At 59.2% G+C, this 13,001-nt stretch carries 15 protein-coding genes; 9 read left to right on the top strand and 6 right to left on the bottom strand.

Annotated features, from left to right (window positions below; all coding sequences use genetic code 11):
• Positions 1-171: 171 nt before the first annotated feature.
• Positions 172-1,203: a LacI family DNA-binding transcriptional regulator gene (locus ACQ4MY_RS07970; protein WP_008082021.1), complete on the bottom strand. Its 1,032-nt coding sequence runs from the start codon at positions 1,201-1,203 to the stop codon at positions 172-174.
• A gap of 215 nt (positions 1,204-1,418) precedes the next feature.
• On the opposite strand from ACQ4MY_RS07970, the gene ACQ4MY_RS07975 reads away from it, so the two are divergent.
• Entirely contained in the window at positions 1,419-1,952 is a 534-nt protein-coding gene (locus ACQ4MY_RS07975) for a gluconokinase (RefSeq protein WP_440094674.1), read from the top strand.
• Positions 1,953-2,034: 82 nt separating this feature from the next.
• A complete protein-coding gene (locus ACQ4MY_RS07980) occupies positions 2,035-3,390 on the top strand; it encodes a GntP family permease (protein WP_440094676.1) in 1,356 nt (451 codons plus the stop codon).
• Positions 3,391-3,554: 164 nt separating this feature from the next.
• On the opposite strand, the gene alaC is transcribed toward ACQ4MY_RS07980, so the two are convergent.
• Positions 3,555-4,772, bottom strand: coding sequence for an alanine transaminase (gene alaC / locus ACQ4MY_RS07985; RefSeq protein ID WP_440094678.1), 1,218 nt, complete (start codon positions 4,770-4,772; stop codon positions 3,555-3,557).
• 139 nt (positions 4,773-4,911) lie between these two features.
• On the opposite strand from alaC, the gene ACQ4MY_RS07990 reads away from it, so the two are divergent.
• The 3 genes from ACQ4MY_RS07990 to ACQ4MY_RS08000 all read left to right on the top strand — a co-directional run bounded on the left by ACQ4MY_RS07990 (position 4,912) and on the right by ACQ4MY_RS08000 (position 6,940).
• Positions 4,912-5,574 carry a LysE family translocator gene (locus ACQ4MY_RS07990; RefSeq protein WP_440094680.1) on the top strand — a complete coding sequence of 221 codons (663 nt, stop codon included), beginning with the start codon at positions 4,912-4,914 and terminating at the stop codon, positions 5,572-5,574.
• Positions 5,575-5,642: 68 nt separating this feature from the next.
• A complete protein-coding gene (locus ACQ4MY_RS07995) occupies positions 5,643-6,140 on the top strand; it encodes a GyrI-like domain-containing protein (RefSeq protein ID WP_008082012.1) in 498 nt (165 codons plus the stop codon).
• A 311-nt stretch (positions 6,141-6,451) separates the two neighbouring features.
• Positions 6,452-6,940, top strand: coding sequence for a GNAT family N-acetyltransferase (locus tag ACQ4MY_RS08000; protein ID WP_440094683.1), 489 nt, complete (start codon positions 6,452-6,454; stop codon positions 6,938-6,940).
• A 136-nt stretch (positions 6,941-7,076) separates the two neighbouring features.
• Here the strand turns inward: ACQ4MY_RS08000 and ACQ4MY_RS08005 are convergent, their stop codons facing one another.
• Entirely contained in the window at positions 7,077-7,682 is a 606-nt protein-coding gene (locus tag ACQ4MY_RS08005; RefSeq protein WP_440094684.1) for a pyridoxamine 5'-phosphate oxidase family protein, read from the bottom strand.
• An 18-nt stretch (positions 7,683-7,700) separates the two neighbouring features.
• Positions 7,701-8,186, bottom strand: a complete 486-nt coding sequence (locus ACQ4MY_RS08010; protein ID WP_440094686.1) for a GNAT family N-acetyltransferase — start codon at positions 8,184-8,186, stop codon at positions 7,701-7,703.
• A 140-nt stretch (positions 8,187-8,326) separates the two neighbouring features.
• Between ACQ4MY_RS08010 and ACQ4MY_RS08015 the strand changes: the two genes are divergently transcribed.
• From ACQ4MY_RS08015 to ACQ4MY_RS08025, 3 genes are read left to right on the top strand one after another with little or no spacing between them, the layout of a single operon-like run.
• Positions 8,327-8,752, top strand: coding sequence for a YybH family protein (locus tag ACQ4MY_RS08015; RefSeq protein ID WP_440094688.1), 426 nt, complete (start codon positions 8,327-8,329; stop codon positions 8,750-8,752).
• A 40-nt stretch (positions 8,753-8,792) separates the two neighbouring features.
• Positions 8,793-9,137, top strand: a complete 345-nt coding sequence (locus tag ACQ4MY_RS08020) for a YciI family protein (protein WP_008081988.1) — start codon at positions 8,793-8,795, stop codon at positions 9,135-9,137.
• Entirely contained in the window at positions 9,130-10,371 is a 1,242-nt protein-coding gene (locus ACQ4MY_RS08025) for an RNA polymerase sigma factor (RefSeq protein WP_008081986.1), read from the top strand. The genes ACQ4MY_RS08020 and ACQ4MY_RS08025 overlap by 8 nt, the downstream gene beginning before the upstream one ends.
• Positions 10,372-10,667: 296 nt before the next feature.
• Here the strand turns inward: ACQ4MY_RS08025 and ACQ4MY_RS08030 are convergent, their stop codons facing one another.
• The gene (locus ACQ4MY_RS08030; protein ID WP_440094690.1) at positions 10,668-11,522 is read right to left on the bottom strand and encodes a LysR family transcriptional regulator; all 855 of its coding nucleotides are present in this window, start codon (positions 11,520-11,522) and stop codon (positions 10,668-10,670) included.
• A gap of 88 nt (positions 11,523-11,610) precedes the next feature.
• On the opposite strand from ACQ4MY_RS08030, the gene ACQ4MY_RS08035 reads away from it, so the two are divergent.
• Positions 11,611-12,048 carry a multidrug/biocide efflux PACE transporter gene (locus tag ACQ4MY_RS08035; protein WP_440094692.1) on the top strand — a complete coding sequence of 146 codons (438 nt, stop codon included), beginning with the start codon at positions 11,611-11,613 and terminating at the stop codon, positions 12,046-12,048.
• Positions 12,049-12,163: 115 nt separating this feature from the next.
• On the opposite strand, the gene ACQ4MY_RS08040 is transcribed toward ACQ4MY_RS08035, so the two are convergent.
• On the bottom strand, positions 12,164-12,922 hold the full coding sequence (locus ACQ4MY_RS08040; RefSeq protein ID WP_440094693.1) for an SDR family NAD(P)-dependent oxidoreductase: 759 nt from the start codon (positions 12,920-12,922) through the stop codon (positions 12,164-12,166).
• Positions 12,923-13,001 lie beyond the last annotated feature (79 nt).

The following is a 13,001-nucleotide window of genomic DNA, read 5'->3' on the forward strand; positions in this document are numbered from 1 at the left end:
ACCACAAAAACCTGTGGGAGCCATCGGGTAACCCCCTGTAGGAGCTGCCGAAGGCTGCGATCTTTTGATGTTGATTCTAAAAGATCAGATCAAAAGATCGCAGGCTGCGGCAGCTCCTACCGGGATCGTGTTTCACCCCGGGATTTGTGCCCACCACAAAAACCTGTGGGATCAGGTGCTTTCGCGGATTTTCAGTTCGAAGCCCATGTCTTCGACCGGCCGCGCGACATTGTTGCCGGCCATCAGCGTCAGCATTTGCTCCGCTGCACGTCGGCCAATCGCCTCGCGTGGGGTGTTGATACTGCTCAGGCGCGGGACCATGTGCTCGGACATCGGCAAGTCGTTGAAACCGAGAATTGCCACCTGCTCGGGAATCCTGATGCCGTTGCGCAATGCTTCGAGCAGCGCGCCCTGTGCGAGGTCGTCGTTACCGAAGAAGATCGCATCGACATCCGGGTGTGCCGCCAACAGTTGCAGGAACAACTCGCCACCCAAACCCACGGACGACGAACGCGGCGTCAGCACTTCCAGATCCGGGTCGTAACGCCCGGCCTTTTGCAGCGCCTTGCGGAAGCCCTCGCCACGCAACAACGTGCGTTGATCGAGCTGCGCGCCGATATACGCCAAGCGCTTGCGCCCGCGTGAGAGCAAATGCTCTGCCGCTGTCTCACCGGCACTCAGTTGCGAGAAACCAACACAATTCACCCCGGCAGCACTGTCCAGTTCCATCATGTACACGCAGGGAATGTTGCTGGCCTCGATCATGCGCCGTGAACTTTCGGTGCGATCAAACCCGGTCAGCAGAAACCCTCGCGGCTGATAAGCCAGGTAGTTGCGCAGCAGGTTTTCTTCTTCATCGCGGGAATAGTGGAAGTTGCCGATCAACACTTCGAAGCCCTTGGGCGTCAGCACCCGATGAATGGCTTCCAGCGTATCGATGAACAACAGGTTGGACAGCGAAGGGACCAACACCACCACAGAATGGCTCTGCGCCGAGGCCAAGGCGCGGGCAGCAGGGTTGACCACATAGTTGAGTTCACTGGCGGCTTTTTGCACTTTTTCCACCAGTTCGGTGGCGACCGTGCTGACCCCACGCAAGGCGCGGGAGGCGGTAATCGGGCTGACGCCGGCCAGGCGGGCAACTTCATTGAGGGTGGGACGGCCGGTGGTGCGAGTGTTTTTATCGTTTTTAGGGGTGGTCATCGACGGCTTGCCAAACAAAAATCAAGGCACTAAGGTAGCGCTGTCCTGATGCAGCTGTAAATGCGTAAGCGAGGTCCTGCCTGATCTTCGCTTTTTGGCGTTGGGCGCAAACCTGCTGCAACCCAAAAAAACGACAAGAAGGCGTCGGCAACTTCTGCCTGTGCACTAGAGTCATAGCTAGCAAAGGTAGCGCTGTCTGCGCGCTGAGGTGTTATATGAGTCATCCCATCACCGCCCTGGTCATCATGGGCGTTGCCGGTTGCGGCAAGACGTGCGTCAGCGAGGCCCTGTGCCAATTGAGCGGCGCCACTGCCATTGAAGGCGATACTTTTCATCCGGCCGCGAACATCGAAAAGATGAGCGCGGGGATCCCCCTGAACGACGACGACCGTGCCGGCTGGCTCGACAGCCTGTGCGATGAACTGCGTCGCGTCGATGCGTCGGGCAAACGCCCGGTGCTGACCTGCTCGGCCCTTAAACACAGTTATCGCGAAGTGTTGCGCAGTGCCTTGCCGGGCCTGGGTTTCGTGTTTCTTGAATTGACCCCTGAAGTTGCCGCTGAACGTGTGTCCCACCGTCCGGGCCACTTTATGCCCGCCACGTTGATCGAAAGCCAGTTCGCCACGCTCGAATCGCCCAAGGGCGAACCGCTGACGTTGGCGCTGAATGCTTCGATTCACAGTGTTGAAGAACTGGCGTCTCAGGCTCACGTCTGGTGGCAGGCCCACGGTCTGAAGCAGGTGGTATGAGTGTGTTGAAAGAGCTAGCGCAGTCCTCACGACTTCTGTTTAACCCGCTTTAATAACAACAACAATCCAGGAGACACCCCCAATGTTTGGCATGTCCCATGAGACGTTCCTGCTGCTCGATGCAGTGGTCACGGTAATCGGCCTGATTATCCTGATCACCAAATTCAAGATTCACCCATTTATTTCCCTGACCATCGCCGCCGCGTTCCTCGGCCTGACGTCGGGCATGCCGATCGGCACCATCATCAAAGCGTTCCAGGACGGCTTCGGTGGCGTGCTCGGTTTCGTCGGCATCATCCTCGCGCTGGGCACCATGCTCGGCAAAATGATGGCCGAGTCGGGCGGGGCGGATCAGATCGCCCAGACCTTGATCCGTGCATTCGGTAAAGACAAAGTCCAGTGGGCGATGATGTTTGCCGCTTTCCTGGTGGGCATTCCGCTGTTCTTCGAAATCGGTTTTGTTCTGCTGATTCCGTTGGTGTTCATCGTTGCGCGACGTACCGGCGTGTCGATCATCAAGATCGGTATCCCTTTGCTCGCCGGCCTCTCCGCCGTGCACGGCCTGGTGCCGCCGCACCCGGGCCCGCTGCTGGCCATCGGCGTGTTCGGCGCGGACATCGGCAAGACCATTCTTTATGGTCTGATCGTGGCGCTGCCAACCGCGATCATTGCCGGTCCGATCTTCGGTACGTTCATCGCCAAGCACATTCCGGGCACGCCGAATCAGGAACTGGTCGATCAACTGGCCCGCGAAAACGACGACTCGACCACGCTGCCGAGCTTCAGCATCACCCTGATCACCGTGCTGCTGCCGGTGTTCCTGATGCTGCTGAAAACCTTTGCTGACGTTGCGCTGCCGGACGGTCACTTCTTCCGCACCTGGATGGACATGATCGGTCATCCGATCTCGGCGCTGTTGCTGGCGTTGTTGCTGTCGCTGTACACCTTCGGGCACAAGCAAGGCATCGGTTCGCAACAAATGCTCAAGTGGCTGGATGCGAGCCTGGCGCCAACCGCCGCGATCATTTTGATCATCGGTGCCGGCGGTGGCTTCAAGCAGATGCTGGTGACCAGCGGTGTGGGCGACGTGATCGGCCACATGGCCGTCAGCGCGCAAATCTCGCCGATCCTGCTGGCGTGGCTGGTGGCGGCGGTGATTCGTATCGCGACCGGTTCGGCGACTGTGGCGACCATCACGGGCGCGGGCATTGTGGTGCCGGTGGTGGGGATGATTCCGGGCGTTAACCGTGAGCTGCTGGTACTCGCTACCGGCGCCGGTTCGCTGATCCTGTCGCACGTGAACGACGCCGGTTTCTGGCTGGTGAAGCAATACTTCAACATGACCGTGGCCGAGACGTTCAAGACCTGGACGGCGATGGAAACGATCCTCTCGGTGGTTGCGTTGGGCTTCATCCTGCTGCTGTCGCTGTTCGTGTAAACAGCTTCTTGCAGACACAAAAAAACCGCAGCGATGCGGTTTTTTTGTGGGTGATCGTTCCCACGCTCTGCGTGGGAATGCCTCAATGGACGCTCTGCGTCCGCTTTGGGACGCGGAGCGCCCCGGGCTGCATTCCCACGCGGAGCGTGGGAACGATCAGTGCGTCAGGCGGAGGTTTTCGGGGCCAGGCCATCGGCCCGGAACATGCCGCGAATCCCGCGTACAGCCTGGCGAATGCGGTCCTGGTTTTCGATCAGCGCGAAGCGCACGTGATCATCGCCGTACTCACCAAACCCCACCCCTGGCGAAACACAGACCTTGGCCTCGGCCAGCAGCTTTTTGGCAAATTCCAGCGAGCCCAGATGCGCGTACTGCTCGGGGATCTTCGCCCAGACGTACATCGACGCCTTCGGATTCTCGACCATCCAGCCCAGTTCATGCAGACCTTTCACCAGCACATTACGACGCTGGCGATACTGCTCGGCGATGTCGCGCACGCACTGCTGATCGCCTTCCAGCGCGGCAATCGCCGCGACTTGCAGCGGAGTAAAGGTGCCGTAGTCGTGGTAGCTCTTGATCCGCGCGAGGGCGTTGACCAGTTCCGGATTACCGACCATGAAACCGATGCGCCAACCCGCCATGTTGTAACTCTTGGACAAGGTGAAAAACTCCACCGCGATGTCCTTGGCGCCCGGCACCTGCATGATCGACGGCGCTTTCCAGCCGTCATAGACGATGTCGGCGTAGGCCAGATCGTGAATTACCAGCACGTCGTACTGCTTGGCGAGGGCGATCACCCGTTCGAAGAAATCCAGTTCCACGCACTGCGCAGTCGGGTTCGACGGGAAGCCGAGGATCATCATTTTCGGTTTCGGAATCGAGCCGCGAATTGCCCGTTCCAACTCATCGAAGAAGTCCACACCGGGCACCAGCGGCACCGAACGCACCTGGGCACCGGCAATCACCGCACCGTAGATGTGAATCGGGTAGCTCGGGTTCGGCACCAATACGGTGTCGCCCTGATCCAGAGTCGCCAGCATCAAATGCGCCAGGCCTTCCTTGGAACCGATGGTGACGATGGCTTCGCTTTCCGGGTCGATATCGACCTCGTAGCGCTGCTTGTACCAGTTGGAAATCGCCCGGCGCAGGCGCGGAATGCCCTTGGATGTGGAGTAACCGTGGGTGTCGTCGCGTTGGGCAACCTGTACGAGTTTTTCGACAATGTGCGGCGGCGTGGCGCCGTCGGGGTTGCCCATGCTCAAGTCGATGATGTCTTCACCACGACGACGCGCGGCCATTTTCAGCTCGGCGGTGATGTTGAAAACGTAAGGGGGGAGTCGATCTATGCGCGCAAAGCGGCGCGGCGAACCTTGTTCAGCCATTGTTGCCTCGGATAACGTAAGCGCCCGGAACCGTCCGAGCGACGCTGGTCACTGCGGTGACCTGTGGCGGAAGATAAGGTCAGTGATGGCATACTGTCCAGCCCGTTTGTAAACAATTTTGTCCCAAGGAAATCGGTAGATGGAATTCACCAGCGGCTTTTTGCTGAGCCTTTCGCTGTGCCTGGATATCGGCGTGGCCAACATCGCGATGATCACATTGGCGATGCAGCGCGGTTACTTTCAAGGCTTCGCGCTGGGCCTCGGCACGTGCGTCGGCGACTTGATTTACGCGGTGCTGGCGCTGGCCGGGATGACGGTGCTGCTGCAATACGAAACCGTGCGCTGGGTACTGTGGATCGGCGGCTCGGTGCTGCTGATCTACTTTGCGGCGAAGATGATTTACTCGGCGATCCATCACGAAGCGCAGTTGGCGGCCACGGCGGAAGTAGGGCAGAACTCTCATCGCAAGGAATTCTTTCGTGGGATTTTTCTCGCCATGTCGTCGCCGAGCGCGATTCTCTGGTTTGCAGCGGTCGGTGGCACCTTGATTGCTCGTTCCGGGGGCGGCGGCCCTTTGAGTTCGGCGTTGTTCCTTGGCGGTTTCCTCTGCGCCGGGCTGCTGTGGTCGGCCGGTTTGTGCTTCGCCGCGAGTCACGGTGGCAAGCTGCTCGGTGACAAGCTTCTGCGTTACTCCTACATGGCATCTGCAGCGATCTTCTGCTATTTCGCGGTGTACGTGATCGTATCTGGCTATAACGAATTCGTCGGTTCCGGTGCCGTCGAGCAGTTGCACACGTTGTAGGCGTGCGAATTGGATTGGGCTTTCTATACTCCCAGCCGAACCCCTTTTTTTGTGCCAGGAGTCGAGTCATGGATGAGCAAAAACGCGTCGAAGTGGCTGAACCTCGCTTCGAACATGGACACTTCCTGCTGATTGCAGGTTTTCGCGGTCGATTTACCCAAGACAGCGCAAAGGACATCCCGACGCTGTGGGAAAAGTTCTTGCCGCACCTGGGAAAGATACCGGGGCAAAAAAACGAAGTGACCTACGGCGTCTGCAGTAACTTCGACGGCAAGGGTGGCTTCGATTACATCGCCGGGGTGGAAATCAGCAAGCTCGATGATCTCGACCAGAAGGTCTACCAGTGGGTCGAGGTGCTGCCCCGCCAGTACGCGGTGTTTGAACACCAGGGGCCGCTCGATCAGTTGCCGCAAACCCTGCAATACATCTACAAGACCTGGTTGCCGACCTCTCACTACGTGGAGCTCAACGCCCCGGAACTGGAGCGTTACAGCGCCGATTTCAATCCGCGTCTGCACACCGGCAAACTGGAAATCTGTGTGCCGGTCGATTCCAAAAAAGCCTGAACAGACAACCATGAGGCGGATCATTGATCCGCCTCATACGATCAACGCTGTTTACGCCGTGTGCGCAGCAGGTCGATCGCCAGTGTTATGAACCCGAACGTACTGATGCCCAACACCATCAACAGACCAATCTCAACGCTGCTCATAAGCGGTTTCCCCCACGGGTGATCAGAGACAGCTCACAGCATTAGCCGCCCTCTAGCCCGAAGAAAAGCGCTTATACGCAAGCTTTACGCCGCCCGCGTGCATCGATATGCGGCGCTTATTCCTTTATGCTTTCGGCACTTTCTTCTGCTGATTTTCGAGCTGCCATGAACACCCTCATCCGCAACGTCACCGCCGCCGACCTGGATCGCTGCTACGCCATCGAAACCGTTGCCTACGAAGGCGACGAAGCGGCCACCCGCGAGAAGATCGCCACGCGTATTGCCACCTGGCCGGAAGGTTTTATCGTCGCCGAGGTGGAGGGCGTGGTCGCAGGCTTCGTCAATTCCGGCGCGGCGTTTGACGTGCAGATGTCGGACGAGGCATTCAAGGAACTGATCGGCCATGACCCGAAAGGGCCGAACGTGGTGATCATGTCGGTGGTGGTGCACCCGGATTATCAGGGGCAGGGTTTGGCCAAGCGCTTGATGGCCGAGTTCATCGAGCGTATGCGCGGGATGGATAAAGCGACGATTCATTTGATGTGCAAAGAAATACACATCCCGCTGTACGCCGGGTTTGGCTTCGCCTACATCAAACCGTCGGAGTCCGATCACGGCGGCATGGCGTGGCACGAGATGATCCTCACCCTCTGATTCAACCCCGATCCTGATCGTTCCCACGCTCTGCGTGGGAATGCCTCCTGTGACGCTCTGCGTCACGACTTTGGGACGCAGAGCGTCCCCGGCTGCATTCCCACGCAGAGCGTGGGAACGATCATTTACGGGGGTATCAGTAGAGGGTGTCGGTGACCCGTTTTGGCGCTTCCCGGTCGTAGGCATCGGCATCGAACTCGCCGTCATTCAGGCGTTTGTGGAAGGCGCCGGCGCTTGGCAGGGCCGAGCGCGGCAGATGCGTTTCAGGATTCCACGCATCCGAGCGGACGAACGCTTTTGAACAATGGAAAAACGCCGCTTCCACCGTCACCAGCAACACGGTTTTCGCCGGTTTGCCATTCACCGCAAAACTCTCCAGCAGCGCCGGCTCAGCGCTGATCACCGCCGTGCCATTGACCCGCAACGTCTCGCCAATCCCCGGAATGATGAACAGCAGCGACACCCGCGAATCCTCCAGGACATTGCGCAGGGTATCGATGCGGTTGTTGCCCGGGCGGTCCGGCAGGGCCAGGGTGTTTTGATCAATGATCCGCACAAACCCCGGCGCATCCCCGCGTGGCGAATTATCCAGGCCATCGGCGCCCACCGAACTGACGATCACCAGCGGCGAAACCCGCGCCATCGCCTGATAATCCTCGTTGAGAAAACCGATCTGCTTGCGCACCGCGCGGTCGTGGGGCAGTCCGTAAATCGCTTCCAGCGCTTCGATTGAGTCAATCATCCTTGCACCCCCGATAACTTAGAAAAACAGCCCCATGCGCCGTTCGTAACCGATCCGGCCCTTGTACGCTTCGCCGCTGTCGACGTAGCCATACTTTGCATACAGCGCGATGGCCGCGTCGTTATCGGCATCCACCGACAATTCCAGCCCCTTGATCTCCGGCCACGCCTGCCGCGCAACCTCGGGCAGCGCTTGCAAACATGCCTTGCCGTAACCCTTGCCCTGCGCCCGGCGATCAACCTGCAACGCATGCAACGTGGCGCTGTGTTCATCGGCCCAGGCTGGCAACACCGGCGGGCGCTTGAGCAGCAGAAACGCGACCGGCACTTCGTCCGCGAGCAAGGCAAAACCCTTTACGCCGGGGCCGGGTTTCGACAGCAGTGTGTGCAAGGCACCGTGGATATCGCCGGAGAACTTGATCTGTTCGGCGTGGATTTCAATCGCCTCGACTTGTTGACGCTGCAAGGCGTTGAGACTGTCGTACGGCACGAGTTGGGCTGACACGGGAATTTCCTTTTTCCTACAAGGTAAGTCGCGGATTCTAGCGATTTTGTCTTCGGTGGAAATTTTTTGTTTCGTCTGTCGATCTGCCCAATCGCCGAACGACTAAGGGTGTCTTCACAACAAAAACCACGGAGAACACCATGAGCGCACAAGCTGAAATCCAGACCCTGATCAATACCTACCGCGAAGCCGTCATGACCAAGGACGTGGAGAAAGTCATGGCGTTGTACGCCGACGACATCGTCTCGTTCGACGCAATCAAGGCCCTGCAATTCAAGGGCAAACCGGCCTACCGCGCGCACTGGGTGGCATGCATGGAAATGTGCCCCGGCCCGCACATTTTCGAGTTCCACGAAATTGCCATCGAAAGCACTGACAACATCGCCTTCGCCCATTGGGTGGCCAACTGCGGTGGCACCAACGACAAGGGCGAAACCCAGAGCTGCTGGATGCGCGTCACTGCGTGCTATCGGCAGGTCGGCGGGGCCTGGGAAATCGCCCATGAACACTGGTCGGCGCCGTTCGATCCGATGAGCGGCGCGACCCTGTTTGATGTGACTCCCTGATCTTCAGCCATAGTTGAACCGTCCGCTTCAGGAGAACGCCATGAAGTATTTATGCCTGGTCTACAGCGATGAGCGCCTGCTGCATTCATCGCCCGACAGCCCGGAAGACGCCGAATGCTGGGCCTACGCCGAGTCGATTCAGGGCAGTGGGCGAATGGTCGCCGCCGAGGCGCTGGAGTCGGTGCAGACCGCCACCACGGTGCGTATGCGCAACGGCAAACTGTCGATCACCGATGGCCCGTTCGCTGAAACCAAGGAGCAACTGGCCGGTTTCTACCTGATCGACGCCAAGGATCTCAACGAAGCCATTCAGGTCGCCGGCAACATTCCGGCGGCGCGGGTCGGCAGCGTTGAAGTGCGCCCGGTGCGGCAGTTGAATGTCTGAGGTTCGGGCGCGGGTCGAGCAGGTCTATCGCGAAGACTCGCGGCGGATTCTGGCGACACTGATTCGCCTGCTCGGTGATTTTGACCTCGCCGAAGAAGCCTTGCACGAGGCGTTCTTCGTCGCGGTCGAACGCTGGCAGCGCGACGGCGTGCCGGACAATCCGCGCACCTGGCTGGTCTCGACCGGGCGTTTCAAGGCGATTGATGTGTTGCGCCGCCGTGCCCGCTTCAAAGCTTCGCAGCCAATGTTATTGGCGCAACTGGAAGAACTCGAACAGGCCGACTGGAGTGGCGAAGACGTGGAAGACGATCGTCTGCGGCTGATCTTCACCTGTTGCCACCCGGCGCTGGCGGCGGATGCGCAAGTGCCGCTGACCTTGCGCGAAGTCTGCGACCTGACCACAGAGGAAATCGCTCGTGCGTTTCTCTCCGCGCCAGCGGCGATAGCGCAACGTATCGTGCGCGCGAAAGCCAAGATCCGTGACGCGAAAATCCCTTATCAGGTACCGAGCCTGAGCGAATTGCCCGAGCGCCTCGACAGCGTCTTGCGGGTGATTTATCTGGTGTTCAACGAAGGCTATTCGGCGTCGGTCGGGGCGGAGCTGACCCGCGAGGATTTGACCCGCGAGGCGATCAGATTGGGGCGGTTGTTGATGGAGCTGCTGCCGGAACCGGAAGTGATGGGGCTGCTGGCGATGATGCTGTTGCATGAATCGCGACGATCGGCGCGGACTTCGCCGGACGGTGAACTGGTGTTGCTGGATGATCAGGATCGCTCGCGCTGGGATGCCGGGTTGATTGCTGAAGGCTGTGCGCTGGTCGAGCGCGCGCTGACCACGCGGCGGTTTGGGCCGTATTGTTTGCAAGCGGCGATTGCGGCGGTGCATGCCGAAGCGCCGTCAGCGGCAGAAACCGACTGGGAACAGATCGTCGGTTTGTATGACGTGCTGTTGCGCGCGGTGCCTTCGCCGGTGATCGAGTTGAACCGTGCCGTGGCGGTGGCCAAGCGCGATGGGGCGTTGGCGGGGTTGAATCTGATTGAAGGAATTTTGGCGCGGGGCGAGTTGCAGGATTACCACTTGGCGCATTCGGCGCGGGCGGAGTTTTGTCGGCAGTTGGGTCGGGTGGAGGAGGCGAGGGTGGCGTATGTGCGGGCCTTGGAATTGACACGGCAAGAGCCGGAGCGGCGGTTTATTGAAGGACGGCTTTCGGCGCTGGAATTGCCCTCACCCTAGCCCTCTCCCAGGGGGAGAGGGGACTGATTGGGGATATTGGAGAGTTTCACCGACTTGCAGGATCGTTATTGAATCCATAGGCCGGTGGTGATCGAAGCGGCTTGATAAGGGTGTCTGGGCTGACGCCATCGCTGGCAAGCCAGCTCCCACAGTGTCCGCGTCGTACACAAAATCAATGAACACCTCGGTATTTGTGGGGGCAGGCAAGCCAGCTCCCACAGTGTCTGCGTCGTACACAAAATCAATGAACACCTCGGTACCTGTGGGAGCTGGCTTGCCAGCGATTGGCGTCGCCGCTATTCCAACATCTTGCTCAGCAACCAGCTCCCCGCCGGCCCCGGCGGATACAGCCGCGACCACAAGGCATCAACAAACACCGGCTTGGGCCAGCCACGCACCTTCAGTTCAACTAACAAATCATTGCCAAAGCGCTGCGCCAGCCAACGCGGTAACGGCGCCCAGCCAAAGCCTTTTTCGGCCATTTCCAGCAGCATCAGATAACTCGGCGCCGACCACACCCGGCCTTTGCCGCGACTGTCATACGGATTGACGATGGTTGCCAGGCGCAACTCCCGATGCTGTTCCAGGATGTGCTGATCAACGTGATCAAGCTTGGCCAGCGCATGGTCGCGATTGACGAACAAGGCGATTTCCGTGCGCTCGGCCACCGTCGACGTCACCAGATCCGGCGGGTAGTGCTCCTGCATTTCAGCGAAAGCCAGATGCGCGCGGCCGCGCTGCACCAGTTCGATCAGGTCTTCACATTCGGCAATCAAACACTCCAGTTCCAGATCCGGATAGCGCTGTTCAAAACCCACCAACGCCGCTTCGAAACGGTACGACTGATAGGTGTCGGAAATCGCCACGGTCAGTTTCGGTTCAACGCCTTGCGACAACTGCCGCGCGGTCATTTCCAGGCGACTGCTGGCCGCCAGAATCGCTTCCGCCCGTTGCAGCATCACGTGCCCGGCCGGGGTCAGCGTCGGTTTGCGGCTGCTGCGATCGAACAGCACCAGGTCCAGATCAATCTCCATGCTTGCCACCGCCGCGCTGATGGTCGACTGGCTACGTCCCAATTTGCGCGCCGCCGCGGAGAACGAACCTTGCGTGGCCGCCTGGACAAATGCCAACAGCACTTCTTGCGAGATCATCAACTATCGCCCTGATCGATGGTTATTGATTATGAAGTATCGGTTTGAGAATAGATCATGGCAACCATCTTCACTAAGGAGTCAGACCATGACTACCAATAAGTCCATCACTGAACGTATTTTCCAGGCCGTTGGTTTCGAACTGCTGGCCATTCTGATCTGCACCCCGCTGCTGGCGTGGATCATGCAAAAACCGATGCTTGAAATGGGCGCGGTGACGGTGTTGATCGCGCTGCTGGCGCTGGGCTGGAACGTGGTGTTCAACCGTTACTTCGACCGTATGCTGGAACGCATGAACGTCGCGCACAACGCCTGGGTACGGGTGGTGCACGCGCTGCTGTTCGAGGGTGGTTTGATCGTAATGGGCGTGCCGCTGATTGCCTGGTGGCTGTCGGTCAGCCTGTGGCAGGCGTTTTTGCTCGACATCGGCGTGCTGCTGTTCTTCCTGCCGTACACCTACGTGTACCACTGGGGCTACGACGTGCTGCGCGAACGCTTCACGACCCGCCGCGTTTGCCAGAACTGACCCATCCCCTGTAGGAGCTGCCGCAGGCTGCGATCTTTTGATCTTGCCCTTATAAAGCAAGATCAAAAGATCGCAGCCTTCGGCAGCTCCTACAGGGGGAGGTGTGTGCGGTGAGTTAGAGGAACATGCCGCCGGAGGCTTCAACGCGTTGGCCATTGATCCACTGCGCACCCGGCGACAGCAACAACGCCAATGCCCCGCCAATGTCATCCGGCTGGCCGGCACGACCCAGCGCGGTGTTGTCGGCGACCATCGCATTCACCGCCGCATTGTCGCGAACCGTCCCGCCACCAAAGTCGGTTTCAATCGCACCGGGCGCCAAGGTATTCACGGCAATCTGCCGGGCGCCCAGTTCTTTCGCCTGATAACGGGTGAGCACTTCAATCGCGCCTTTCATCGCCGCATAAGCACTGGCGCCCGGGATGGTGAAACGCGCGAGGCCGCTGGAAATGTTGATGATCCGGCCGCCGTCGTTAATCAGCGGCAACAGTTGCTGCGTCAGGAAGAACGGCCCTTTGAAATGCACGTTCATCAGCATGTCGAATTGCTCGACGCTGGTCTCGGCGAAGCTCACATGCAGACCGACCCCGGCGTTATTGATCAGGAAATCAAAACGCTGACGCTCGAAGGTCTGCTGCAACGCCTGCTCAACCCGAGCACCGAACTCGGCAAAACTTTCACTGCGGCCAACATCCAGTTGCAGCATCACGGCTTTGGCGCCGAGTGCTTGCAGTTCGCTGACCAGCGCCTGCGCTTCATCGGCGCGGCTGTGGTAAGTGCCGATGATGTCGATGCCTTGGGCAGCCAAGTGCAGGGCGGCGTTCTTACCCAGGCCACGACTGGCGCCAGTGATCAATGCGATTTTGCGGTTCATGGGACTACCTCGATTGCGATGAGTGGTGGTGATGGGACTCAGTTTATTTATCCGCTGAGAGGTGATAAACAGACTGAAA

The sequence above is a fragment of the Pseudomonas sp. SM4 genome (genome assembly GCF_051913165.1).
Taxonomy (GTDB): Bacteria; Pseudomonadota; Gammaproteobacteria; order Pseudomonadales; family Pseudomonadaceae; genus Aquipseudomonas.

Excerpts from the sequence above, each read along its gene's own strand:
- ACQ4MY_RS07975 (WP_440094674.1), top strand. The coding sequence starts at position 1,419 with ATGAGTCATCCCATCACCGCCCTGGTCATCATGGGCGTTGCCGGTTGC.
- ACQ4MY_RS07995 (WP_008082012.1), top strand. The coding sequence starts at position 5,643 with ATGGATGAGCAAAAACGCGTCGAAGTGGCTGAACCTCGCTTCGAACAT.
- ACQ4MY_RS08005 (WP_440094684.1), bottom strand. The coding sequence starts at position 7,682 with ATGATTGACTCAATCGAAGCGCTGGAAGCGATTTACGGACTGCCCCAC.
- ACQ4MY_RS08000 (WP_440094683.1), top strand. The coding sequence starts at position 6,452 with ATGAACACCCTCATCCGCAACGTCACCGCCGCCGACCTGGATCGCTGC.
- ACQ4MY_RS07980 (WP_440094676.1), top strand. The coding sequence starts at position 2,035 with ATGTTTGGCATGTCCCATGAGACGTTCCTGCTGCTCGATGCAGTGGTC.
- ACQ4MY_RS08025 (WP_008081986.1), top strand. The coding sequence starts at position 9,130 with ATGTCTGAGGTTCGGGCGCGGGTCGAGCAGGTCTATCGCGAAGACTCG.
- ACQ4MY_RS08040 (WP_440094693.1), bottom strand. The coding sequence starts at position 12,922 with ATGAACCGCAAAATCGCATTGATCACTGGCGCCAGTCGTGGCCTGGGT.
- ACQ4MY_RS08020 (WP_008081988.1), top strand. The coding sequence starts at position 8,793 with ATGAAGTATTTATGCCTGGTCTACAGCGATGAGCGCCTGCTGCATTCA.
- alaC (WP_440094678.1), bottom strand. The coding sequence starts at position 4,772 with ATGGCTGAACAAGGTTCGCCGCGCCGCTTTGCGCGCATAGATCGACTC.
- ACQ4MY_RS07990 (WP_440094680.1), top strand. The coding sequence starts at position 4,912 with ATGGAATTCACCAGCGGCTTTTTGCTGAGCCTTTCGCTGTGCCTGGAT.
- ACQ4MY_RS07970 (WP_008082021.1), bottom strand. The coding sequence starts at position 1,203 with ATGACCACCCCTAAAAACGATAAAAACACTCGCACCACCGGCCGTCCC.
- ACQ4MY_RS08030 (WP_440094690.1), bottom strand. The coding sequence starts at position 11,522 with ATGATCTCGCAAGAAGTGCTGTTGGCATTTGTCCAGGCGGCCACGCAA.
- ACQ4MY_RS08035 (WP_440094692.1), top strand. The coding sequence starts at position 11,611 with ATGACTACCAATAAGTCCATCACTGAACGTATTTTCCAGGCCGTTGGT.
- ACQ4MY_RS08015 (WP_440094688.1), top strand. The coding sequence starts at position 8,327 with ATGAGCGCACAAGCTGAAATCCAGACCCTGATCAATACCTACCGCGAA.